The following is a 21,887-nucleotide window of genomic DNA, read 5'->3' on the forward strand; positions in this document are numbered from 1 at the left end:
GTACACTGGTACGGCTGACTGACACGAAAGGTACGTCGTGGCGATACTCTCCGTCGTGCTGCAGGTCCTGCTCGCAATCACGAGCCTCCTGCTCACGCTCCTCATCCTGCTGCACAAGGGCCGCGGTGGTGGCCTCTCCGACATGTTCGGCGGTGGGGTCACGAGCAACCTCGGTGCGTCCGGCGTGGCCGAGCGCAACCTCAACCGCATCACGGTGATCCTCGGTCTGGTCTGGATCGTCTCCATCATCGTGCTCGGTCTCATCAACAAGTTCACGGCGGGGGTCTGATCCATGGCAAGCGGAGGCAGTGCAATCCGAGGGTCTCGCGTCGGCGCGGGACCGATGGGCGAACAGGACCGCGGGGTCCAGGCAGAGCGCGTGGCGATCTCGTACTGGGACGCCCTCGGCAACGAGGTCGTGCGGTACTTCGCCGCGAACCTGCCCGATGAAGAGATCCCCGAGACGGTGGACTCGCCGTCGAGCGGTCTGCCGGCTGGGCGCGACAAGGAGAACCCTCCCGTGGTCTCCAAGACGGAGCCCTACAAGACCCACCTCGCGTACGTGAAGGAACGCCGCACCGAGGAAGAGGCAGCGCAGCTCCTCGAGGACGCGCTCCAGCAGCTCCGAGAGCGTCGCGGCACCGCGGCGAAGAAGAGCTAGCGCACACACGCTGACGAAGGCCCCTGCACCGATGGTGCGGGGGCCTTCGTGCGTCCGGTGCACGGGCGGCTCGGTCGCCGAGAGGTCACGACACGCCGCGTGTGGTGCACGGTGGTGGCGCGAACTGTCGGTTGCAGGCGCCGCAACCGACAGTTCGTGACCACTCGGCGTCGAGCCGGCGGGCAGTCGCGGCCGTTCGGCGCCGGGGTGACGCGTCCGGGTGCCGCGCGGAGTGCCGGTTCGCCGAGGGGTCAGGACACGCCGCGTGCGGTGCGCGCTGGTGTCGCGAACTGTCGCCTGCGGCGCCCGCGGCCGACAGTTCGTGACCACTCGGCGTCGTTCCGGCGGGGTGTCACGACCACTCGGCGTCGCTCGGCGCCGAGGTGCCGCGCGGAGTGGCGGTTCGCCGAGTGGTCACGACACGCCGCGTCCGGTGCGTCGTGGTGGCACGTTCTGTCGCTTGCGGCGCCCGCGGCCGACAGTTCGTGACCACTCGACTCAGGCGCTCGGGCGCGGCGCGCAGTGGGCGCGACCACAGACGGACGGGAGGCCCGGTGCCAGCTGGCACCGGGCCTCCCGTCCGTCAGGAACGTGCGTCTAGTACGTCGACGCGATCAGGTTCTCGGGGACGTCGCGCGCGGCGTCCTGGTCCACGAAGAAGACGGTGCGCTTGCGACCCTGTACGCCACCGACGGGGACGTCCTCGATCGACGCACCCGCGAGGGCCAGCCCGAGGACCGAAGCCTTCTCGGCACCGGAGAGGATCACCCAGACGCGCTGCGAGGCGTTGATCACCGGGAAGGTGACGGTCAGACGCTGCGGCGGCGGCTTGGGGGAGTCGTCGACCGACACGACGGCACGGTCGGTGACCGTGAGTTGCGGGAACTCCGGGAAGAGCGAGGCGGTGTGCCCGTCAGGGCCGACACCGAGCAGGGTGATGTCGAAGCGCGGAGCCACGGCGCCTTCGGGCGCGGCGTCCTGCAGCTCGCGCTCGTACTGGGTCGCGGCGGCCTCGATGTCGAGCCCACCGTCCGAGGCCGGCATCGGGTGGATGTTCGACGCGGGGATGTCGACGTGGTCGAAGAAGTCGGTCTGCGTGCCGATCGTGTTGCGGTCGGCGTCGTCCGACGGGACCCAGCGCTCGTCGACCCACCAGACGTGCACCTTCGACCAGTCGACGCTCTCGCGCGCCGGCGACTGGCCGATCGCGGCGAGGACCAGGGAGGACACCGAGCCACCGCTGATCGCGATGTCGGCACGCTCCTGCTCGTCGAGCACGTCGATGATCTTGGTGATGAAGCGTGCGGCGACCGAAGCGCCGAGGGCCTGCTTGTCCGGGTGCACGAGCACCCGCCGTTCGTTGGTCACGTGACTCCCGTGTTCGTGGCGGCCGACCGGTCGTTCGACCGCCTTCGGTCCGGTCGGGCCGCCTGCACCAGACAGGCGGCCCGACCGTGTGAGGTGTTGATCAGCGGGCGATGGTCTCGCGCAGCTGGGGCACCCCGTGCTTGACGACGTCTCCGAAGAGGACGTCCGGGTCGAGTCTACGGAGTTCCTCGGCCAGGCAGTCGCGCAGGTTGCGGCGTGGCAGCGACAGGTCGTGCGTCGGCTGCCCGGGCATCGAGAGCGTCGCGACGTCCACCAGGGAACGCTCGAGCTCGATGGTGCCGGACTCGCGCACGAGCTTCACGCCGTGGATGCCGCTCGACCCCGTCGCCCGCGGCGACGTGACGACGGACACCGGCACCTGGAGCTGCAGCTGCAGCCAGGCGGCGAGGAGGATCGTCGACGGGCTGTCGGACGCTCCGGAGACCTCGACCGCGGTGATCGGTTCGTACGGCGGCTGGTCGAGCGCCGCGGCGAGCTGGTTCCGCCACAGGGTCAGACGGGTCCACGCGAAGTCGGTGTCACCCGGTACGTAGGACGCACCGAGCGCCTCGATCGCGCCGTTCGGGTCCTTCTGTGCGGCCGCGTCGGTGATCCGGCGCTGCGCGATGCGGCCGAGGGCGGACGCCGCGGGCTGCTCGGGAGCGGTCTGCGGCCACCAGGCCACGACGGGCGCGTCCGGCAGCAGGAGGCCGGTGACCAGGCTCTCCTCGTCGGTCGCGGTCTCGCCGTACGCCCGGAGGACGATGACCTCGCTCGCACCCGCGTCGCTGCCGACACGGATCTGCGCGTCGAGGCGCCCGGGGGACTTCGTGTCACCGCTGTTCTTCGAGACGATGATCACGCGCATCGGGTGCTCGCGGGACGCCTCGTTGGCCGCCTCGATCGCCTCTTCCTCGTGGCCGAGGGCCGTCGAGATGATGAGGGTCAGCACACGGCCGAGGGCGACGGCGCCGCCCTCCTCGCGGATGCGGACGAGCTTCTTCTGGATCTTCGACACCGTGGTGTCGGGCATGTCGATCTTCACGGACGCCTCCAGGTCCGACCGTCGCGGGCGAGCAGGGCGTCGGCGGATGCCGGACCCCACGTGCCGGGACGGTACTGCTCGGGCTGGCCCTGCGTGGCCCAGAACTCCTCGATGGGGTCGAGGATCTTCCAGGACAGCTCGACCTCCTGGTGCCGCGGGAACAGCGGCGGGTCACCGAGGAGCACGTCGAGGATGAGTCGCTCGTACGCCTCGGGGGATGCTTCGGTGAACGCGTGGCCGTAGCCGAAGTCCATCGTCACGTCGCGCACCTGGGTGCCGACGCCGGGGACCTTCGAGCCGAAGCGGAGCGTGACGCCCTCGTCCGGCTGGACACGGATGACGAGCGCGTTCTGACCGAGCGGGGACTGCGTGTTGCCGTAGACGTCCTCGGGGACGCGCTTGAACACGATCGCGATCTCGGTCACACGACGACCCAGACGCTTGCCGGCGCGCAGGTAGAACGGGACGCCCTGCCAGCGACGCGTGGCGATGTCGAGCTTGATCGCCGCGTACGTCTCGGTGCCGGATTCCGGGTTCATCCCGGCCTCTTCGAGGAAGCCGAGCACCTTCTCGCCGCCCTGCCAGCCGCCGTCGTACTGCCCGCGGGCAGTGGCGGTCGACAGGTCCTCGGGCAGACGGACGGCGGAGAGCACCTTCTCCTTCTCGGCACGCAGGTCGGCGGCCTTGAACGAGACGGGTTCCTCCATCGCGGTGAGCGCGAGGAGCTGCAGCAGGTGGTTCTGGATGACGTCGCGCGCAGCACCGATACCGTCGTAGTACGCGGCACGCCCGGCGACGCCGATGTCCTCGGCCATCGTGATCTGCACGTGGTCGACGTAGTTCGAGTTCCAGATGGGTTCGTACATCTGGTTCGCGAACCGGAGCGTCAGGAGGTTCTGGACGGTCTCCTTGCCGAGGTAGTGGTCGATGCGGAACACGTCGTCGGGCGCGAAGACGCTCTCGACGATCGCGTTGAGCTCGCGCGCGGTGCGGAGGTCGGAGCCGAACGGCTTCTCGACGACCACGCGGCTCCAGGAGCCCTCGCGCTTCTCGGTCAGCCCGGACAGCTTCAGCTGCTCGGTGACGACCGGGAACATCTTCGGCGGGATGGACAGGTAGAACGCGTGGTTGCCCAGCGTCCCGCGCTCGGCGTCGAGGTCGTCGACGGTGCGCTTGAGCTCGCGGAACGCCTCGGGGTCGTCGAACGAGCCCTGGACGAAGCGGATGCCCTGTTCGAGCTGACGCCAGACGTCCTCGTCGAACGGGGTGCGCGAGTGCTCCTTGACGGCGTCGTGGACGAGCTGGGAGAAGTCTTGGTCCTCCCAGTCGCGACGAGCGAACCCGACGAGCGCGAACCCGGGGGGCAGGAGCCCCCGGTTGGCCAGGTCGTAGACCGCGGGCATCAGCTTCTTGCGTGACAGGTCGCCCGTCACGCCGAAGATGATGAGCGTGCTCGGTCCCGCGATCCGGTTCAGTCGACGATCCGTCGGCAGCCGGAGCGGGTTGCGCTCCGGGGTGATTGCCACCGGTGACATGAGTCGGTGAACTCCTTACGAGTCAGTGGGAGACGGCGGACGCGATCGCCGCGGTGGCGGCGTGGACGTCCGACGTGGTGAGGGTGAGGACCGGCCGGCCGTGCTCGGCGAGGACACTCGCGTCGCCGGCGGCCTGGGCCCGGAGGAGCTGCCCGAACGTGAACGGCCGACCCGGGATCGCCAGGTCGTCCGCTTCGTCGGCCACGATCTGCAGGAACACTCCCGTGGCGGGGCCGCCCTTGTGGTACTGGCCGGTCGAGTGCAGGAACCGGGGGCCGTACCCGAAGGTGACGGGGCGCTCCGTGCGCGCCGCGATCGCGTCGCGCAGCGACTCGAGGCCGCTGTTCGTGGTGCGGTCGACGTACGCCTGCACCGACACGTAGCCGGTCGGGTCGAGTGCGGACAGGAGGCCCGACACGGCTTCCGAGAGCGTCGCACCGACCGCGAGTCCGGGCGTCGCGTGCACGGCGATGCCGTCCTCGGAGAACGCCGGCTCCGCCGGAGCGGGGCGGTCGTCGAGGAGCGCGCGGGTCGCGACCTTGGCGGCCTCGACGTCGGGCTGGTCGAACGGGTTGATGCCGAGCAGGCGACCGGCGACCGCGACGGCGTACTCCCAGACGAGGATCTGGCCACCGAGCGTGCCGGTGATCTCGACCTCGCCCTCGGCCACGTGACGCTCGTCCTCGCGCGAACCGACCAGGCGGATGACCTGGACGTCCGGCAGGCCGGCGGTGACCTCGGGGGAGTCCGCGTGCAGCACGACGGGCAGCAGGCCGCGGCCGTCCTTGCCGGTCGACTCCGCGATCAGCTGTTCGACCCAGTCGCCGAAACCGACGATGTGCGTGCCGTCGGGCACGATGGCGATCTTGTCGCGGAGCGGCTCCGTGCCGGCGAGGACCGCACCGAGCACGAGCCCGGGGTTCTCGTCCAGGTCGACCGAGAGCAGCGCGGAGATCGCGTCGGCCTCGTCGAGGAGCTCGGCGATGTCCGCTCCCGCGAGCCCGGACGGCACGAGGCCGAAGGCGGTGAGCGCGGAGTAGCGGCCGCCGACCGTGGAGTCGGCGGTGAAGACGCGGTAGCCGGCGTCGATCGCCGCGGCCTCGAGCGCGGAGCCCGGGTCGGTGACGACGACGATGCGGCGGGCCGGGTCGATGCCGGCGTCGCGGAAGGCCTGCTCGTAGACACGGCGCTGCGAATCGGTCTCGAGCGTCGAGCCGGACTTCGACGAGACCACGAGCACGGTGCGCTCGAGGTCGGTCGTCACGGCCGCGCGGACCTGTGCGGGGTCGGTCGAGTCGAGGACCGTGAGGGGCACGCCGGCGGTGCGCGTGATGACCTCGGGTGCGAGGGACGAGCCGCCCATGCCGGCGAGGACGACGTGGTCGACCCCTTCGGCACGGAGCGACTCGCGCAGCGCGGTCACCTCGGCGACGAGCGGGCGGGAGACCGAGACGGCCTCCACCCAGCCGAGGCGCTTCGACGCCTCGGCCTCGGCGGTGGTTCCCCACAGATCGGCGTCCTGGGCGGTGATGCCCGAGGCCACCAGGTCAGCGACGAGCCGCGGGACCACCTGTTCGATGGCCCGCGCGGCGTCGCCGCTGGCTGCGATGGAAACCGTCACTACTTGGCGCCCTCGAGCGCTGCCTTGACGGTGTCGACGAGCTCGCCCCAGGAGACGTTGAACTTGTCCACGCCCTCCTTCTCGAGCAGTGCGACGACCTCGTCGTAGTCGACGCCCTGTGCGGCGAGCTGGTCGAGGACCTGCTGCGCCTGGTCGAACGTGCCGGCGATGGCGTCGCCGTGGATCTCACCGTGGTCGAACGTGGCGTCGAGCGTCTTGCCCGGCATCGTGTTGACGGTGTTCGGGGCGGCGAGCTCGGTCACGTAGAGCGTGTCGGGGAGCGACGGGTCCTTGACACCGGTCGAGGCCCAGAGCGGACGCTGCGTGTTGGCGCCGGACTCGAGCAGGCCGAGGGCACGCTCGGAGGCGAACGCCTCGGTCCAGACCTGGTAGGCGAGCTGCGCGTTGGCGATGCCGGCCTTCGACTTGAGGGCCTTGGCCTCGTCGGTGCCGACGGCGTCCAGGCGCTTGTCGATCTCGGAGTCGACGCGCGACACGAAGAAGGACGCGACCGAGTGGATCTTGGAGAGGTCGTGGCCGGCGGCCTTGGCCTTCTCGAGCCCACCGAGGTACGCGTCGATGACGGCGCGGTAGCGCTCGAGCGAGAAGATCAGGGTGACGTTGACGGAGATGCCGGCGCCGATGACCTCGGTGATCGCCTCGAGACCCTCGAGCGTCGCCGGGATCTTGATGAGGACGTTCTCCTTGCCGACCTTCTCGAACAGGAACTTGGCCTGCTCGATGGTCTTGGCGGTGTCGTGCGCGAGGCCCGGCTCGACCTCGATCGAGACGCGGCCGTCGAAGCCCTTGGTCTCGTCGTAGATCGGCTTGAAGACGTCGGAAGCGTTCGCGACGTCCTGCGTGGTGATCGCGAAGATCGCGTCGGTGACGTCGGTGCCCGCAGCGGCGAGCTCCTTGACCTGCGAGTCGTAGCGCTCGCCCTTGGCGAGGGCCGACGCGAAGATCGTCGGGTTCGTCGTCACGCCGACGACGTTCTTCTGCTCGATGAGCTCGGTGAGCTTGCCGGTCTCGAGGAGCTCGCGGGAGAGGTCGTCGAGCCAGATGCTCACGCCGACCGCGGAGAGGGCGGCGGTGGGGGTGTTCTCAGCCATGTGTTTCTCTTCTTCTTTCATCGACGGGTCCGTGAGGACCGTGAGTCGGGGTTTCGGGGACGGGAGGCCCGTGGCGGAACCGAGCCGGGCCTCCCGGAAGAAGGGCCGGATCCGGAAACCGGACCCGGCCCTTGCAGGTCAGGAAGCTGCGATCGATTCCTTCGCGGCGGCCACGACGTGCTCCGTCGTGAAGCCGAACTCCTTGAAGAGCGTCTGGTAGTCGGCCGAGGCACCGAAGTGCTCGATCGAGACGCTGCGGCCCTTGTCGCCGACGATGTCGCGCCAGCTCATGGCGATGCCGGCCTCGACCGACACGCGAGCGGTGACGCCCTTCGGGAGCACCTGGTCCTGGTAGTTCTCGGACTGGGCGCGGAACCACTCGATCGACGGCGCGCTCACGACGCGGGCGTTGATGCCCTCGGCCTTGAGCTGCTCGCGAGCATCGACCGCGATCTGGACCTCGGAACCGGTCGCGATGAGGATGACGTCCGGGGTGCCGTTGGGCGCCTCGGCCAGGATGTACGCACCCTTGGCGACGTTCTTCGCCGAAGCGAAGACCTCACCGGATGCGTCACCCTCGCCACGCTCGAACACGGGGAGGTTCTGACGGCTCAGCGCGATGCCGGCCGGGCGGTCGGTGTGCTTGAGCATCTCGAGCCACGCGTACGCGACCTCGTTGGCGTCGGCCGGGCGGACGACGTCGAGACCGGGGATCGCACGGAGCGACGAGACCTGCTCGATCGGCTGGTGCGTCGGGCCGTCCTCGCCGAGGGCGATGGAGTCGTGGGTCCAGACGTAGATCGCCGGCGCCTGCATGAGCGCGGCGAGACGGACCGCCGGACGCATGTAGTCGCTGAAGATGAGGAACGTGCCACCGAAGGGGCGGGTGTTCCCGTGCAGGACGATGCCGTTGAGGATCGAGCCCATGGCGTGCTCGCGGATGCCGAAGTGCAGCACGCGGCCGTACGGGTCGGTGCTCCACGTCGACGTCGAGGCCTCGGCCGGACCGAAGGACTTGGCGCCCTCGATCGTGGTGAGGTTCGACTCGGCGAGGTCGGCGGAACCGCCCCAGAACTCGGGCATCAGCGGCGCGATGGCGTTGATGACCTTGCCGGAAGCGGCACGGGTCGAGACGGCCTTGTCGGTCGGGAAGACCGGGAGCGCTGCTTCGAGGCCCTCCGGGAGCTCCTTCGACTGGACACGGTCGAACAGCGCCTTCTTGTCGGCGTTGGCCGCGGCCCACGCGTCGAAGGACTTCTGCCACTCGGCGTGCTCGGCCTGGCCCTTGGCGACGGCGCCGCGGGTGTACTCGAGGACCTCGGGGGCGACCTCGAAGGTCTTGTCGGTGTCGAAGCCGAGGATCTCCTTGAGGCCCTTGATCTCGTCGGCGCCGAGCGCCGAACCGTGGATCTTGCCCGAGTTCTGCTTGGTCGGCGACGGCCAGCCGATGATCGTCTTGAGGACGATGAGCGACGGCTTGTCGGTGACCTGCTTGGCGGCCTCGATCGCGGCGTGGAGCTCCTCGACGTCCTCGGAGTACTCGCCGGTCTTCTTCCAGTCGACGATCTGGACGTGCCAGCCGAGCGCCTCGTAGCGGTCGGCGACGCTCTCCGAGAACGCGATGTCGGTGTTGTCCTCGATCGAGATCTGGTTCGAGTCGTAGAACGCGATGAGGTTGCCGAGCTGCTGACGGCCAGCGAGCGAGCCGGACTCGTTCGTCACGCCTTCCTGCATGTCACCGTCGCCGGCGATCACGTAGGTGTAGTGGTCGAACGGCGACTGGCCGGCCGGGGTCTCCGGGTCGAACAGGCCGCGCTCGAAGCGCTGGGCGTAGGCGAAGCCGACCGAGGACGCGAGGCCCTGGCCGAGCGGGCCCGTGGTGATCTCGACACCGTCGGTGTGGCCGTACTCCGGGTGACCCGGGGTCTTCGAGCCCCACTTGCGCAGGTGCTGCAGGTCGTCGATCTCGAGCCCGTAGCCGTGCAGGTAGAACTGCACGTACTGGAGGATCGAGGCGTGACCGGCGGAGAGGATGAAGCGGTCGCGGCCGATCCAGGTGGAGTCGCTCGGGTCGCGACGCATCACCTTCTGGAAGAGCAGGTGGGCGAGCGGAGCGAGGCTCATCGCGGTGCCGGGGTGACCGTTGCCGGCGGCCTCGACCGAGTCGGCGGCGAGAACGCGGGCCGTGTCGACGGCCTTCCGGTCGATGGCGTCCCAGGTGAATTCAGCCACTTGGATGTTGACCCTTCTTGATGCGACATGTGCGAGGGCTCGTGCCATCGCACGGACATGTGGCCATCCCGGGGCCGAGTCGTGTCGCCGTCTAGCGGCGGCCGACCGGCTCATCGCGGCCGACGTCATCGGGGCGCGCACTGCGGGAGGGCGTGTCCAGCATAGTGACCCGGTACTCAGAAGGGGTTCAGGTGACCCCCGATGTTCACACCGGGGTGGCCGTCGACGGTCGATCCGGGCGTGTCGAGCGCGTCCGGATCACGCCGGGATGTCGGAGCGGGGCACCGTCGCGGCGCTTCCATCCCGTAAACTGATCGGGACCCGTGGACATTCCGGGTCAGCGCATGCCCGGACGCCGTCGCAGTCGTCCACCGAGTGTGCGAGCTGATGCGAACAGACTGAGGTTCTCTTGCCGACTGCCACCGTGACCCGGCCCGACACCGATCGACCCCGATCGCCGCTGTCCCGCAAGGTCCGTGCGTACGTCTCGTTGACGAAGCCGCGCGTGATGGAGCTGCTGCTCGTCACCACGGCGCCGACGATGTTCCTCGCCGAACGCGGCGTCCCCGACCTGTGGCTCGTCTTCTGGACGATGCTCGGCGGCGCGATGTCGGCCGGTTCGGCGTCGGCCTTCAACTGCTACATCGACCGCGACATCGACCGCCTGATGAAGCGGACCAGCACCCGCCCGCTCGTCACCGGCGAGCTGTCCGACCGCGAGGCCCTCGTGTTCTCGTGGGTGCTCGGCATCCTGTCGACCGCGGTGCTCGGCTTCCTGGTGAACTGGCTCGCCGCCGCGCTGAGCGTCATCGCGATCCTCATCTACGTGTTCGTCTACACGCTGTGGCTCAAGCGCCGCACCCCGCAGAACATCGTCTGGGGCGGCTCGGCCGGCTGCATGCCGGTGCTCATCGGGTGGGCGGGCGTCACCGGCTCGCTGACCTGGACCCCGGTCATCCTGTTCATGGTGATCTTCCTGTGGACGCCGCCGCACTACTGGCCGCTGTCGATGAAGTACCGCGACGACTACGACGCGGCCGACGTGCCGATGCTCGCCGTGGTCCGTGGCCGCACCGTCGTCGGCCTGCAGGTCGTCCTCTACGCGTGGGCGACGCTCGTCTGCTCGCTCCTGCTCATCCCGGTCGGGCACATGGGGCCGCTCTACACGGTGGTCGCGCTGGCCGGCGGCATCTGGTTCGTCGTCGAGTCGCACCGCCTGTACTCGCGGGCCATCCAGCACGTCGAGCACGTGCAGCCGATGCGGGTCTTCCACAGCTCGATCACGTACCTGACGCTGCTCTTCATCGCCGTGGGCATCGATCCGCTGCTGCCGCAGGTCTTCACCTTCTAGGCGGTCGAGCGGGCGCCCGCCCGTTCGGTCCGTAGGACACCGTCGTGTCCAGGTGACGCCGTCGTGTCGGCACGACGCCGCCACCCCGCCGAGATGCCGCCGAATCCGGCGGCGTCTCGCGCGTTCGGCGGCGTATCGGCAGGACACCGGCGTCCTGCGTCGGGCACGAGGCGGCCTGGAGGCGCGGTGCGGGCCCGCCACGGGCCTCCCGTCCGGCGTGACCGCCGTCGGCCGCGGGGCGGACGCGAGCCGCTGCGGACCGCGCGTGGTGCGGATGTCGAGCGACGAAGTCGATGTCGTGCGACGTCGGCGGTGTCGTTCTGCGTCAGCAGCGTGGCGCCCGCCGACCACGTCCACCGGAAACGCGACACCCCACGAGTCGAACGACTCGTGGGGTGTCGGAGAACGGGTGTCGAGCGCACGACGCGCCCGGGCGTCAGGCGTCGATGGGTTCCCGGACGGCGTCTCGGCCGGCCGAGGCCCGCGTCGACAGCACCACGGCGGTCACCGCACCGACGAGCAACCCGGCGAGCACCATGTGCGTGCCGACGAGCCCGACGGGCAGACCCGTTCGCGCCTGCGTGAGCCCGACAGCGATCTGCAGGAACTCGACGACGAGCAGCAGCAGTGGCCACTTGCTCGGGCGGCCCAGGCGGACGGCTCCGATGACGAGCACCAGGGTCAGGGCGAAGAGGGCGTACGCGGGCCAGGCGTGCACGTGCTCCATGACCGCGGGGTCGAACCCGGTGCGGTGCAGGCGTCCACCGTCGACCGCGGCGTCGGCTCCGGCGTGCGGGCCGCTGCCGGTGGTCAGGATGCCGACGAGCACGGTCACGACGACGGCGGCGACGGTGCCGCGGATGACACCCGTGTACCAGCGCGGGACGAGCCGCTGGGCGGTGCGCGGGCCGTGCGTCGTGCGGTAGACCAGCGCAGCGGTCACCGAGGTGAGGGCGGCGGAGACGACGAAGTGCAGCCCGACCACGAAGGGGTTCAGGTTCGTCCAGACGCTCATGCCGCCGATGACGGCCTGCACCGGGATCGCGACGCCCTGAGCGAACGCGAGCCAGAAGAGTTCGGGGCGCGTGCGGAGCATCCGGACGACCGCGAGGAACATCGCGACGGCCACGATCACGAGCACGAAGGTCAGCAGTCGGTTGCCGAACTCGATGATGCCGTGGATGCCCATCTCCGGCGTGGAGACGAGCGAATCCGCCGTGCACTTGGGCCAGGTGGGGCATCCGAGGCCCGAGGCGGTGAGGCGTACCAGGCCTCCGGTGCCGATCAGCACGACCTCGACCACGAAGGACGCCCAGGCCAGTGCGACCACGCGACGGTCGACCACGCGGGGGAGCGACCACCACCGTCCGGTCCGGAGATCCTGCTCGACGGGGGATCCGACGCGTGTCACGAGGGTGGTGCCTTCCTGTTGTTCCGTGCAGTGAACCTGTAGGATTCGAGGGTTCAGCAGCAGTCAAGTCTAGGCAGGCGCCGGCTCCGAATGGGCCGAGATCGCCGATCAACCCACGGACTGCGTGGAACCATTGTCGTTGCGAGGGAGCAGCACCGGGTCCGCATGTCAGCGGTCCGCGGTGGAATGGCGTCCAGACGCCACGGGTTCACACCTGTAACGCTGTCCCGCGAGAAGGAAACGAGGAGACCATGTCCGACGTGCTCATCGACCGTCCCGAGCTCGAAGGGCTCGGCCAATACGAGTTCGGCTGGTCCGACTCCGACTCGGCAGGGTCCTCCGCCCGTCGTGGGATCTCGGAAGAGGTCGTCACCGACATCTCGAACCTCAAGGACGAGCCCGAGTGGATGCTGAAGAACCGCCTCAAGGGGCTGTCGCTCTTCGGCCGCAAGCCGATGCCGACGTGGGGTGCCGACCTGACGGGCATCGACTTCGACAACATCAAGTACTTCGTGCGCTCCACCGAGAAGCAGGCGCAGTCGTGGGAAGACCTCCCCGAGGACATCCGTGCGACCTACGAGAAGCTCGGCATCCCCGAGGCCGAGCGCCAGCGCCTCGTCGCCGGTGTCGCCGCGCAGTACGAGTCCGAGGTCGTCTACCACCAGATCCGCGAGGACCTGGAGCAGCAGGGCGTCATCTTCATGGACACCGACACGGCGCTCCGTGAGCACCCGGAGCTGTTCGAGGAGTACTTCGGCACCGTGATCCCGGCCGGCGACAACAAGTTCGCCGCGCTGAACACGGCCGTCTGGTCCGGTGGCTCGTTCGTCTACGTCCCGAAGGGCGTCCACGTCGAGATCCCGCTGCAGGCCTACTTCCGGATCAACACCGAGAACATGGGCCAGTTCGAGCGGACGCTGATCATCGCGGACGAGGACTCGTACGTCCACTACATCGAGGGCTGCACCGCCCCGATCTACAAGTCCGACTCGCTGCACTCGGCCGTCGTCGAGATCATCGTGAAGAAGAACGCCCGCGTTCGGTACACGACGATCCAGAACTGGTCGAACAACGTCTACAACCTCGTCACCAAGCGTGCGATCGCACACGAGGGCGCGACGATGGAGTGGATCGACGGCAACATCGGGTCCAAGGTCACGATGAAGTACCCGTCGATCTACCTCGCCGGCGAGCACGCCAAGGGCGAGACGCTCTCCGTCGCCTTCGCGGGCCCCGGTCAGCACCAGGACGCCGGCGCGAAGATGATCCACATGGCGCCGTACACGACGTCGTCGATCGTCTCGAAGTCGATCGCCCGTGGTGGCGGTCGTGCGGGCTACCGCGGTGAGGTCCGGGTCGACCCGGCCGCGCACCACGCCGCCAACACCGTGCGCTGCGACGCCCTGCTGGTCGACACGATCAGCCGGAGCGACACCTACCCGGCGATCGACATCCGTGTCGACGACGTGCAGCTGGGACACGAGGCCACGGTCTCGCGTGTCAGCGAGGAGCAGCTCTTCTACCTCATGTCCCGCGGCATGGCCGAGGACGAGGCGATGGCGATGATCGTCCGTGGCTTCATCGAGCCGATCGCCCGCGAACTCCCGATGGAGTACGCACTCGAACTCAACAAGCTCATCGAGATGAGCATGGAAGGATCCGTCGGCTAGATGTCCAGCACCACCCCTCCCCACATCGACCAGCCGATCGAGCCCGCTGCCGCAGCGCAGGGCGGAACCCAGCACGGCGCCGGAGCCCACTCCGACGGCGGCTGGGACGCCCCCGACAAGAAGGTGCCGGTCCAGACCCGCTCCGAGCGGTTCCAGTCCGGCGACGTCGAGGCGTTCCCGAAGGTCACCGGCCGAGAGGTCAACTGGAAGTTCGCGCCGCTCACCAAGCTCCAGCCGCTGCTGGACGGCGCGCTCGACGGATCCGCCTACCCGTACCTCGCCCGCCAGTCCGAGGGCGCCGACGTCGAGTGGGGTCGCAGCGACGACCCCCGCGTCGGCTCCGCCGGCCTGCCCGAGGACCGCGCGTCGGCCGCAGCCTGGACCGCCCGTGACGCGGTCCTGGCGATCACGATCAAGGCCACCGAAGCGCACGAGTTCATCACCGTGACCCGTTCCGACTTCGGGTCGCAGCCCCGCGCCGCGCACACGGTCATCACGGCCGAGCCGAACGCCCAGGGCATCGTCGTGCTCGACAACCGCGGCAGCGCCCTGCTGAGCGAGAACATCGAGATCGTCGCGCAGCAGAACGCACGACTGACCGTCGTCAGCCTGCAGGACTGGGACGACGACGCCGTGCACGTCTCGACCCACTTCGCCGAGGTCGGCCGCGATGCCTTCCTCAAGCACGTCGTGGTCTCGCTCGGCGGCGACGTCATCCGCGTCAACCCCTCGACGCACCTCGGTGCGCAGGGCGCCGACACGGAGATGTACGGCGTGTACTTCGCCGACGCCGGCCAGTACATCGAGCAGCAGGTCTACGTGAACCACGACGCGCCGAACACGCGCGGTCGGGTCAACTACAAGGGCGCGCTGCAGGGCCAGGGCGCGCACACCGTCTGGATCGGCGACGTCCTGATCGGCCGCGCCGGTGACGGCACCGACTCGTACGAGCAGAACCGCAACCTCGTGCTGACGGACGGCACCCGTGCCGACAGCATCCCGAACCTCGAGATCGAGACGGGCAACATCGAGGGCGCCGGCCACGCGAGTGCGACCGGTCGCTTCGACGACGAGCAGCTGTTCTACCTGCAGTCCCGCGGAGTCCCGGAAGAAGAAGCGCGGCGCCTCGTCGTGCTCGGCTTCCTGGTCGAGGTCATCCAGAAGATCGGTGCGCCCGAGCTCGAGGAACGCCTCATCGCCGCGGTCGAGCAGGAGCTGGCCGAGGGCCGTTCGGTCATCGCCGCACCGGCCGAGGCGGGCGACGCACAGGCCGCCGCCGCGCAGTCCGACGGCGCGGAGGCCACCGCCTGATGGCCGAGAAGGTCTGCGCCGAAGCCGACATCGCGGTGGACAGCCCGATGCGGGTGGTCGTCGGCGGCACAGCGGTCGCGATCGTGAAGGACTCGTCCGGCACGGTCCACGCCATCGGTGACACCTGCACGCACGGCGACATCTCGCTGGCCGAGGGCTTCGTCGAGGGTGACTCGCTGGAGTGCTGGGCCCACGGGTCCCGCTTCTCGCTGGCCACCGGCAAGCCGCAGAACTTCCCGGCCTACGAGCCCGTCCCGGTCTTCCGGGTCGAGGTCCGCGACGGCGACGTCTACGTCGACGTGCAGGACGTCGTCCCGGTCGACTGAGCACCCCCAACACTTCCCGCGGCTGACGCCGCACACAGCTGCAACCGAAGGAACGCAATGTCCACTCTGGAAATCCGTGACCTCAAGGTCTCGATCGACACCGATCAGGGCACCAAGGAGATCCTGAAGGGTGTCGACCTCACCATCAACGAGGGCGAGATCCACGCGATCATGGGGCCGAACGGCTCCGGTAAGTCCACCCTGGCGTACACCATCGCCGGTCACCCGCGGTACAACGTCGTCGGTGGCACCATCACCCTCGACGGCGAGGACGTCCTCGCGATGAGCGTCGACGAGCGTGCCCGTGCCGGCATGTTCCTGGCGATGCAGTACCCGGTCGAGATCCCCGGCGTCACGGTGTCGAACTTCCTGCGCACCGCCAAGACGGCGATCGACGGCGAGGCTCCGGCGCTCCGTGGATGGATCAAGGAACTCCGCCAGTCGATGGCCGACCTGAAGATGGACTCGTCGTTCGCCGAGCGCAACGTCAACGAGGGCTTCTCCGGTGGCGAGAAGAAGCGCCACGAGATCATGCAGCTCGAGCTCCTCAAGCCGAAGTTCGCCGTCCTCGACGAGACCGACTCCGGCCTCGACGTCGACGCGCTGAAGATCGTCTCCGAGGGCGTCAACCGCGCCAAGGCCGCGACCGGCCTCGGTGTGCTGCTCATCACGCACTACACGCGCATCCTCCGCTACATCAAGCCGGACTTCGTGCACGTGTTCGTCGCCGGCAAGATCGCGGAGCAGGGCGGCCCCGAGCTCGCCGACCGCCTCGAGAACGAGGGCTACGACCGCTACGTGCAGGTCGCCGCCGCCGAGGCGCAGGCCTGATGATCGCCGCACTCGCTCCCGACAAGTTCGACGAGGTCGTCGAGGGCCTCAAGGAGGTCCAGGACCCGGAGCTCGGCGTGAACATCGTCGACCTCGGCCTGATCTACGACCTCGCCTGGGACGACGACGCCAACGCGCTCGTCATCAGCATGACGCTCACGAGCGCCGGCTGCCCCCTGACCGACGTCATCGAGGGTGACACCGCGAACGCCCTCGACGGCATCGTGGACGCCTTCCGGATCAACTGGGTCTGGATGCCGCCGTGGGGTCCGGAACGGATCACCGACGACGGCCGCGAGATGATGCGCGCCCTCGGGTTCGCGATCTAGTCGCGACACACCTCGGACGGGAGGCGCGGTGCCAGCTGGCACCGCGCCTCCCGTCCGTCTGTGCGCACGCCACGCGCGGGGCGCGCCGCCGAGTGGTCGTGACCGCCCGCTCAAGTTCGCCGAGTGGCCACGTTCTGTCGGCTGACAGCGCTCCAGGCGACGGAATGCGACCACTCTGCGTCCGGGTGGCGGGGAGTCGTGACCGACCGAAACCCCGGCCCGGCCCCGCACGGACTGTTCATCCCCGCACCGGACGCAGAACGGCCCCGCACCGATCAGGTGCGGGGCCGTTCTCGTGCGAGGTGTCAGCGGCGGCCGACGGCCTTCCACGCGAGCGGCAGGATGCCGGCGGCGATGAGGGCCTTGGCGATGCCACCGACGATGAACGGGTACAGGCCGGCGGCGAGCACCGACTGCACGTCGTTCGGGGCACCGAGCTGGCCGAGCGCCACGGCCAGGTACGGCAGGCCGGTCACGAACGGGATGGCACTCGCGAGCAGCATCGCGACCGCGGCGCGACCGACGTTGCGGTCCCAGTTGCGCCGGGCGAGCCAGCCGACGAGCCCGGCGGCGGGGATGAAGCCGATGACGTACCCGAAGCTCGGCAGGGCCAGGGCCTGCAGGCCGCCCTGCATGTCGGCGAAGAACGGGGCACCCGCGAGTCCGGCGACGGCGTAGACGAGCAGCGAGAGCATGCCGCGGCGTGCGCCGAGGGTCGCGCCGACGAGCACGACGGCGAGTGTCTGCCCGGTGATCGGGACCGGCCACATCGGGACCTCGAGCTGCGCCATCGCGGCGGTGAACAGGGCTCCGCCGGCGACGAGGGCGGCGTCGGTGGCCAGCCCGTGCGTGCGCAGACGGTCGGCGAGGACTGCGCGGGGAGCGAACCCGGTGGCGTTCGTCATGGATTCTCCTAGAATGGACTGCTGGTTCCGTTCGGAACCATCGGTCCCGTCAGCGTAGCGGTGCACCTCACGCACACACCGTTGTGCAAACCCACCAACTGATTGGACGTCCACTGTGCTTGCCGTGCACGAACTCGAGATCCGCGTCGGAGCTCGTCTCCTCATGGAAGACGTGTCCTTCCGTGTCGAGAAGGGCGACAAGATCGGACTCGTCGGCCGCAACGGCGCGGGGAAGACGACGATGACCAAGGCCCTCGCGGGCGAGACGCAGCCGAACGGCGGCACGATCGACCGCGGCGGGGAGATCGGCTACCTGCCGCAGGACCCCCGCTCCGGCGACCCGGAGGAGACCGCGCGCAAGCGCATCCTCGACGCCCGTGGGCTCGGTGAGCTCGTGGAGGGCATCCGCCTCGCCACGCTCGACATGGCGAGCGACGACGCGGCCGTGGCCGAGAAGGCGATGCGACGCTACAGCCGCCTCGACGACCAGTTCAACGCGCTCGGTGGCTACGCGGCCGAGGCCGAGGCGGCGTCGATCGCCTCGAACCTGAAGCTGCCCGACCGCATCCTCGACCAGCAGCTCAAGACGCTCTCCGGTGGTCAGCGCCGCCGCATCGAACTCGCCCGGATCCTGTTCTCGGACGCCGAGACGATGATCCTCGACGAGCCGACCAACCACCTCGACGCCGACTCCGTCGTGTGGCTCCGCGAGCACCTGAAGACCTACCCCGGTGGCGTCATCATCATCTCCCACGACGTCGAGCTCGTCGACGAGGTCGTGAACCGCGTCTTCTACCTCGACGCCAACCGCCAGACCATCGACATCTACAACATGGGCTGGAAGCTGTACCAGCGGCAGCGCGTCGCCGACGAGGAGCGCCGCCGCAAGGAGCGCGCGGGCGCCGAGAAGAAGGCCGCCACGCTCAAGGACCAGGCCGCCCGCTTCGGTGCGAAGGCGTCCAAGGCCGCAGCAGCCCACCAGATGGTCGCTCGCGCCGACAAGCTGCTCGCCGGCCTCGAGGACGAGCGCGTCGCCGACCGGGTCGCGAAGATCCGCTTCCCCACCCCGGCCCCGTGCGGCCGCACCCCGCTGATGGCCGAGGGGCTGTCGAAGTCGTACGGGTCGCTCGAGATCTTCGCGGGTGTCGACCTGGCGATCGACCGCGGTTCGCGCGTGGTCATCCTCGGCTTCAACGGTGCGGGCAAGACGACGCTGCTGCGCATCCTGGCGGGAGCCGACCAGCCCGACACAGGCGAGATTCAGCCCGGTCACGGTCTGCGCATCGGGTACTACGCCCAGGAGCACGAGAACATCGACATCAACCGCACCGTGATCGAGAACATGGTGTCGGCGTCGACGGACCTCAACGAGACCGAGGCCCGGCGGGTGCTCGGCTCGTTCCTGTTCACGGGCGACGACGGCTACAAGAAGGCCGGCGTCCTGTCCGGCGGCGAGAAGACCCGTCTGTCGCTCGCGATGATCGTGGTCTCCGGCGCGAACGTCCTGCTGCTCGACGAGCCGACGAACAACCTGGACCCCGCTTCGCGCGAGGAGATCCTCAACGCCCTGGCCGGCTTCGAGGGTGCGGTCGTCCTGGTGTCCCACGACGCCGGCGCGGTCGAGGCGCTCAACCCCGAGCGCGTCCTGCTGCTGCCGGACGGCACCGAGGACCACTGGAACAAGGACTACGCGGAGCTCATCGAGCTCGCCTAGCTGCCGCGCGTGTGGTCGGGCGAGGCCCGTCCGCACGGTGCCGCGTTCGCGGTCCGGTGCAGCGTTGCGTGCCGGGTGCGCGCTTGTGGCGCTGCACGGTGCGCGGAAGCGCGCACGGGGTTGCGGGGTGCGCACGGTGCGGTCTGGAGGCGCGGTGCGGTCGTGCGTCGCACCTCTCGTCCGCACGGTGCCGCGTTCGCGGTCAGGTGCGGCGTTGCGTGCTGGGTGGCCGTTTGTGGCGCTGCACGGTGCGCGGAAGCGCGCACGGGGTTGCGAGGTCCGCACAGTGCGGTCCCGTCCGCACGGTGCGGCGTTCGCGGTCCGGTGCGGGGTTGCGTGCTGGGTGCGCGCTCGTGGCGCTGCACGGTGCGCCCAAGCGGGCACGGGGTTTCGGGGTGCGCACGGTGCGGTCTGGAGGCGCGGTGCCGGTCGTGCGTCGCGCCTCCCGTCCGCACGGTGCCCGTTTCGCCATCCGGTGCGGTGGTGCGTGCTGGGTGCGCGCTTGTGGCGGTGCACGGTGCGTGGAAGCGCGCACGGGGTTGCGAGGTGCGCACGGTGCGCTGACGCGCACCCACGGCCGCGCCTCAGCCGCGCCTCGGCCGCGCGTCAGCGACGTGACGCGATGAGCTCGTCCTCGATCTCGGCGTCCGTCTTCGGCTTCGCGTTCTTGCGGCGTTCGCGCTCGAGGGCGCGCTCGCGCTCCTCGGGGTCGTCCTGGTTGAGGTTCCGGTACTCCTGCACCATCACGTACGCCAGGAAGCCGAACCCCCCGGCGGCGAACAGGAACCACTGGATGAAGTAGCTGAGGTGCAGCCCCGTGTCGGCGTTCGGACGCTCCCAGCCGAGCGGGCGGGTCTCGGTCGGGGCGGGGGACTCCGAGGCGAGTTGTCCGTACGCACCGGTCCAGATCGGGTCGTCGACCTTGTCCGCCACGTCGGCCAGGGTCACCGACTGCACCTGGTCGGTGTCCTTCGGGTCGGATCGGCCGGGGATGCGCGGTTCGCTCTGCTGCAGGCGGACGATCGCGGTGACCTCGCCGGACGGGGGAGCGGGCACGTGGTCGGGGGCGTCCTGGGCGTTGCCGGTCGGCACCCACCCGCGGTCGACGATGAAGGCACGGCCCTCGGGCGTGACCAGCGGCGTCAGGACCTCGAACCCGGGCTGCCCGTTGTGCACGCGGTTGCGCACGAGCAGCTGCGAGTCGACGTCGTAGCGCCCGGTCACGGCGACCCGGAGCCACTCCTGCTCGTCCTGCCAGCTCGAGGCCTTCGGCAGCGCCCGGTCGAGGGGGACGGGGGTGTGGTCGTAGTTCTGCGCGACCTGCTCGTTCTGCCGGACGGCCTCGTTGCGGCGGTCCCACTGCCACATGCCGAACAGTGCGCACACGATGGCGAAGGCGACCGCGATCGCGAAGTAGCCGAGCCAGCGGCGGCTCCGGACGAAGCGCCAGCCGACGAACGGTTCGTGGGGGTCCCGCGCGGACGGGTCCGACCCGGCGTCGTCGGTCGAGCCGGAACCCGCCGCGGCGCGCTGCAGCTTGGCGGCGTGCTTGCGGCCGTACCGGGACTGCGGGTCGAAGCCGTCGGTCATCGCGAGGTGCCGGTGGAGCGCACCCCGACGTCGTTCTTCGGCGCCGCGGTCGTCTCGCGCTCGTCGTCGAGGTGGTCAACGTCCTCGTGCATGCCGGTGACGCGCACCGGGAAGGAGCGGGACCGCAGGTAGTCGGCCAGGAAGTCGCGGTGTTCTTCGCACGCGGCCCAGATCTTCACGCGGTCGATCGCGTGGATCCGGGGATTGCGCCAGTTCACACGCCACCCGGCCGTCGACACGCAGCCGGCACGCGAGCACACCGGGGTGGATCCGGGTTCGGTCTGCAGGTCGAACGTCGCACCCATCAGCGGGGTCCCCACATCTTCGATCGGTCGCCGTTGCGCTGCCACTCGTCCTGCGCGTGCTGCGCCTGCTGGCGGAGACGGTCCTGCTCGTCACGGTAGGCCTGGGCCCGGGCGTCCTCCTGCTGTTCGCGGAGGCGCGGGTCGACGGCGTCGTAGAGCTCGATGGACCCGGCGGGGGAGATCATGTCGCTCTCGGTCCGGCTGCCGGCGTTCGCGATGACGACGGCGACCCAGGGGATCACCGCGGCGAGGACGATCGGGATGACCGCGAGCCACGAGTGCCAGATCGAGTACACGAGCACGGCGGAGATGAAGAGGACCACTCGGATGGCCATCTGCCAGACGTAGCGGGACAGGCGGTGCGCCCGGTCCTGCTCCGGTGTGTCCGGCAGCGACGTGATGCTCGTGTGCGTGCTCTTCATACAGATGGTCTCCGTCTACCCGTGGTCAAGCCTAATCCCGCCGGACCGATCGTGGGTGCGCCGCGCGCGAACCGGCGGGGTGGTCCGCTCCGGTACGCTCGTCCGGGCGTGTCCGCCGGGTCCCCGGCACCGCGTGCCGAGCAGATCC

General features: G+C 69.6%; 20 protein-coding genes. 9 read left to right on the forward strand and 11 right to left on the reverse strand.

The features are described from left to right. Nucleotides 1-37: 37 nt before the first annotated feature. Both secG and DEJ09_RS12040 read left to right on the forward strand, forming a co-directional pair. On the forward strand, nt 38-289 hold the full coding sequence (secG, locus tag DEJ09_RS12035; RefSeq protein ID WP_017887256.1) for a preprotein translocase subunit SecG: 252 nt from the start codon (nt 38-40) through the stop codon (nt 287-289). A 3-nt stretch (nt 290-292) separates the two neighbouring features. After that, nucleotides 293-661 carry an RNA polymerase-binding protein RbpA gene (locus tag DEJ09_RS12040; RefSeq protein WP_110862753.1) on the forward strand — a complete coding sequence of 123 codons (369 nt, stop codon included), beginning with the start codon at nt 293-295 and terminating at the stop codon, nt 659-661. Between the two features lie 597 nt (nt 662-1,258). Here DEJ09_RS12040 and pgl read toward each other — a convergent pair. The 6 genes from pgl to tkt all read right to left on the reverse strand — a co-directional run bounded on the left by pgl (nt 1,259) and on the right by tkt (nt 9,574). Then, a complete protein-coding gene (gene pgl / locus DEJ09_RS12045; protein ID WP_110864544.1) occupies nt 1,259-2,029 on the reverse strand; it encodes a 6-phosphogluconolactonase in 771 nt (256 codons plus the stop codon). A gap of 100 nt (nt 2,030-2,129) precedes the next feature. Next, entirely contained in the window at nt 2,130-3,074 is a 945-nt protein-coding gene (locus DEJ09_RS12050; RefSeq protein ID WP_027465684.1) for a glucose-6-phosphate dehydrogenase assembly protein OpcA, read from the reverse strand. Then, on the reverse strand, nt 3,071-4,609 hold the full coding sequence (gene zwf, locus DEJ09_RS12055; protein ID WP_111029280.1) for a glucose-6-phosphate dehydrogenase: 1,539 nt from the start codon (nt 4,607-4,609) through the stop codon (nt 3,071-3,073). The genes DEJ09_RS12050 and zwf overlap by 4 nt, the downstream gene beginning before the upstream one ends. A 22-nt stretch (nt 4,610-4,631) precedes the next feature. After that, entirely contained in the window at nt 4,632-6,230 is a 1,599-nt protein-coding gene (locus DEJ09_RS12060) for a glucose-6-phosphate isomerase (protein ID WP_111088773.1), read from the reverse strand. Continuing rightward, nucleotides 6,230-7,342, reverse strand: coding sequence for a transaldolase (gene tal, locus DEJ09_RS12065; RefSeq protein WP_071403753.1), 1,113 nt, complete (start codon nt 7,340-7,342; stop codon nt 6,230-6,232). The genes DEJ09_RS12060 and tal overlap by 1 nt, the downstream gene beginning before the upstream one ends. Nucleotides 7,343-7,480: 138 nt before the next feature. Then, nucleotides 7,481-9,574 (reverse strand): transketolase, encoded by a 2,094-nt coding sequence (gene tkt, locus DEJ09_RS12070; RefSeq protein ID WP_111088774.1) that lies wholly within the window; start codon nt 9,572-9,574, stop codon nt 7,481-7,483. Between the two features lie 424 nt (nt 9,575-9,998). Here tkt and DEJ09_RS12075 point away from each other — a divergent pair, with 424 nt between their 5' ends. Next, nucleotides 9,999-10,925 carry a heme o synthase gene (locus tag DEJ09_RS12075; protein WP_071403755.1) on the forward strand — a complete coding sequence of 309 codons (927 nt, stop codon included), beginning with the start codon at nt 9,999-10,001 and terminating at the stop codon, nt 10,923-10,925. Between the two features lie 436 nt (nt 10,926-11,361). Here the strand turns inward: DEJ09_RS12075 and DEJ09_RS12080 are convergent, their stop codons facing one another. Beyond that, on the reverse strand, nt 11,362-12,336 hold the full coding sequence (locus DEJ09_RS12080; protein ID WP_111088775.1) for a heme A synthase: 975 nt from the start codon (nt 12,334-12,336) through the stop codon (nt 11,362-11,364). 251 nt (nt 12,337-12,587) lie between these two features. Here DEJ09_RS12080 and sufB point away from each other — a divergent pair, with 251 nt between their 5' ends. The 5 genes from sufB to DEJ09_RS12105 are packed head-to-tail and all read left to right on the forward strand — an operon-like array spanning nt 12,588 to nt 16,803. Further along, nucleotides 12,588-14,006, forward strand: coding sequence for a Fe-S cluster assembly protein SufB (sufB, locus tag DEJ09_RS12085; protein WP_071403757.1), 1,419 nt, complete (start codon nt 12,588-12,590; stop codon nt 14,004-14,006). After that, nucleotides 14,007-15,317, forward strand: coding sequence for a Fe-S cluster assembly protein SufD (gene sufD, locus DEJ09_RS12090; protein WP_181433355.1), 1,311 nt, complete (start codon nt 14,007-14,009; stop codon nt 15,315-15,317). After that, nucleotides 15,317-15,643, forward strand: a complete 327-nt coding sequence (locus DEJ09_RS12095) for a non-heme iron oxygenase ferredoxin subunit (protein WP_372496365.1) — start codon at nt 15,317-15,319, stop codon at nt 15,641-15,643. Before sufD ends, DEJ09_RS12095 begins: the two co-directional genes overlap by 1 nt. A gap of 57 nt (nt 15,644-15,700) precedes the next feature. Then, nucleotides 15,701-16,474, forward strand: a complete 774-nt coding sequence (gene sufC, locus DEJ09_RS12100) for a Fe-S cluster assembly ATPase SufC (RefSeq protein ID WP_071403760.1) — start codon at nt 15,701-15,703, stop codon at nt 16,472-16,474. After that, nucleotides 16,474-16,803, forward strand: a complete 330-nt coding sequence (locus tag DEJ09_RS12105; protein ID WP_017887270.1) for a metal-sulfur cluster assembly factor — start codon at nt 16,474-16,476, stop codon at nt 16,801-16,803. Before sufC ends, DEJ09_RS12105 begins: the two co-directional genes overlap by 1 nt. A 305-nt stretch (nt 16,804-17,108) precedes the next feature. Here the strand turns inward: DEJ09_RS12105 and DEJ09_RS12110 are convergent, their stop codons facing one another. Then, nucleotides 17,109-17,708, reverse strand: coding sequence for a biotin transporter BioY (locus DEJ09_RS12110; RefSeq protein ID WP_071403761.1), 600 nt, complete (start codon nt 17,706-17,708; stop codon nt 17,109-17,111). 115 nt (nt 17,709-17,823) lie between these two features. On the opposite strand from DEJ09_RS12110, the gene DEJ09_RS12115 reads away from it, so the two are divergent. Next, nucleotides 17,824-19,422, forward strand: a complete 1,599-nt coding sequence (locus tag DEJ09_RS12115; protein ID WP_071403762.1) for an ABC-F family ATP-binding cassette domain-containing protein — start codon at nt 17,824-17,826, stop codon at nt 19,420-19,422. A gap of 606 nt (nt 19,423-20,028) precedes the next feature. Here the strand turns inward: DEJ09_RS12115 and DEJ09_RS12120 are convergent. From DEJ09_RS12120 to DEJ09_RS12130, 3 genes are read right to left on the reverse strand one after another with little or no spacing between them, the layout of a single operon-like run. Further along, complete coding sequence (locus tag DEJ09_RS12120) at nt 20,029-21,012, reverse strand: SURF1 family protein (RefSeq protein WP_111088776.1); 984 nt, start codon at nt 21,010-21,012, stop codon at nt 20,029-20,031. Beyond that, complete coding sequence (locus DEJ09_RS12125; protein ID WP_372500258.1) at nt 21,009-21,317, reverse strand: hypothetical protein; 309 nt, start codon at nt 21,315-21,317, stop codon at nt 21,009-21,011. Before DEJ09_RS12125 ends, DEJ09_RS12120 begins: the two co-directional genes overlap by 4 nt. Beyond that, a complete protein-coding gene (locus tag DEJ09_RS12130; RefSeq protein WP_051596733.1) occupies nt 21,317-21,739 on the reverse strand; it encodes a DUF3099 domain-containing protein in 423 nt (140 codons plus the stop codon). The genes DEJ09_RS12125 and DEJ09_RS12130 overlap by 1 nt, the downstream gene beginning before the upstream one ends. Nucleotides 21,740-21,887: the final 148 nt, after the last annotated feature.

This window comes from Curtobacterium sp. MCLR17_055, from assembly GCF_003234305.1.
Classification (GTDB): Bacteria; Actinomycetota; Actinomycetes; order Actinomycetales; family Microbacteriaceae; genus Curtobacterium; species Curtobacterium flaccumfaciens.

What these genes read in the sequence shown, in the direction of transcription:
- DEJ09_RS12105 (WP_017887270.1), top strand. Translation starts at nt 16,474, where the DNA reads ATGATCGCCGCACTCGCTCCCGACAAGTTCGACGAGGTCGTCGAGGGC.
- DEJ09_RS12130 (WP_051596733.1), bottom strand. Translation starts at nt 21,739, where the DNA reads ATGAAGAGCACGCACACGAGCATCACGTCGCTGCCGGACACACCGGAG.
- tal (WP_071403753.1), bottom strand. Translation starts at nt 7,342, where the DNA reads ATGGCTGAGAACACCCCCACCGCCGCCCTCTCCGCGGTCGGCGTGAGC.
- DEJ09_RS12125 (WP_372500258.1), bottom strand. Translation starts at nt 21,317, where the DNA reads ATGGGTGCGACGTTCGACCTGCAGACCGAACCCGGATCCACCCCGGTG.
- DEJ09_RS12095 (WP_372496365.1), top strand. Translation starts at nt 15,317, where the DNA reads ATGGCCGAGAAGGTCTGCGCCGAAGCCGACATCGCGGTGGACAGCCCG.
- DEJ09_RS12120 (WP_111088776.1), bottom strand. Translation starts at nt 21,012, where the DNA reads ATGACCGACGGCTTCGACCCGCAGTCCCGGTACGGCCGCAAGCACGCC.
- DEJ09_RS12040 (WP_110862753.1), top strand. Translation starts at nt 293, where the DNA reads ATGGCAAGCGGAGGCAGTGCAATCCGAGGGTCTCGCGTCGGCGCGGGA.
- sufC (WP_071403760.1), top strand. Translation starts at nt 15,701, where the DNA reads ATGTCCACTCTGGAAATCCGTGACCTCAAGGTCTCGATCGACACCGAT.
- sufB (WP_071403757.1), top strand. Translation starts at nt 12,588, where the DNA reads ATGTCCGACGTGCTCATCGACCGTCCCGAGCTCGAAGGGCTCGGCCAA.
- DEJ09_RS12110 (WP_071403761.1), bottom strand. Translation starts at nt 17,708, where the DNA reads ATGACGAACGCCACCGGGTTCGCTCCCCGCGCAGTCCTCGCCGACCGT.
- zwf (WP_111029280.1), bottom strand. Translation starts at nt 4,609, where the DNA reads ATGTCACCGGTGGCAATCACCCCGGAGCGCAACCCGCTCCGGCTGCCG.
- sufD (WP_181433355.1), top strand. Translation starts at nt 14,007, where the DNA reads ATGTCCAGCACCACCCCTCCCCACATCGACCAGCCGATCGAGCCCGCT.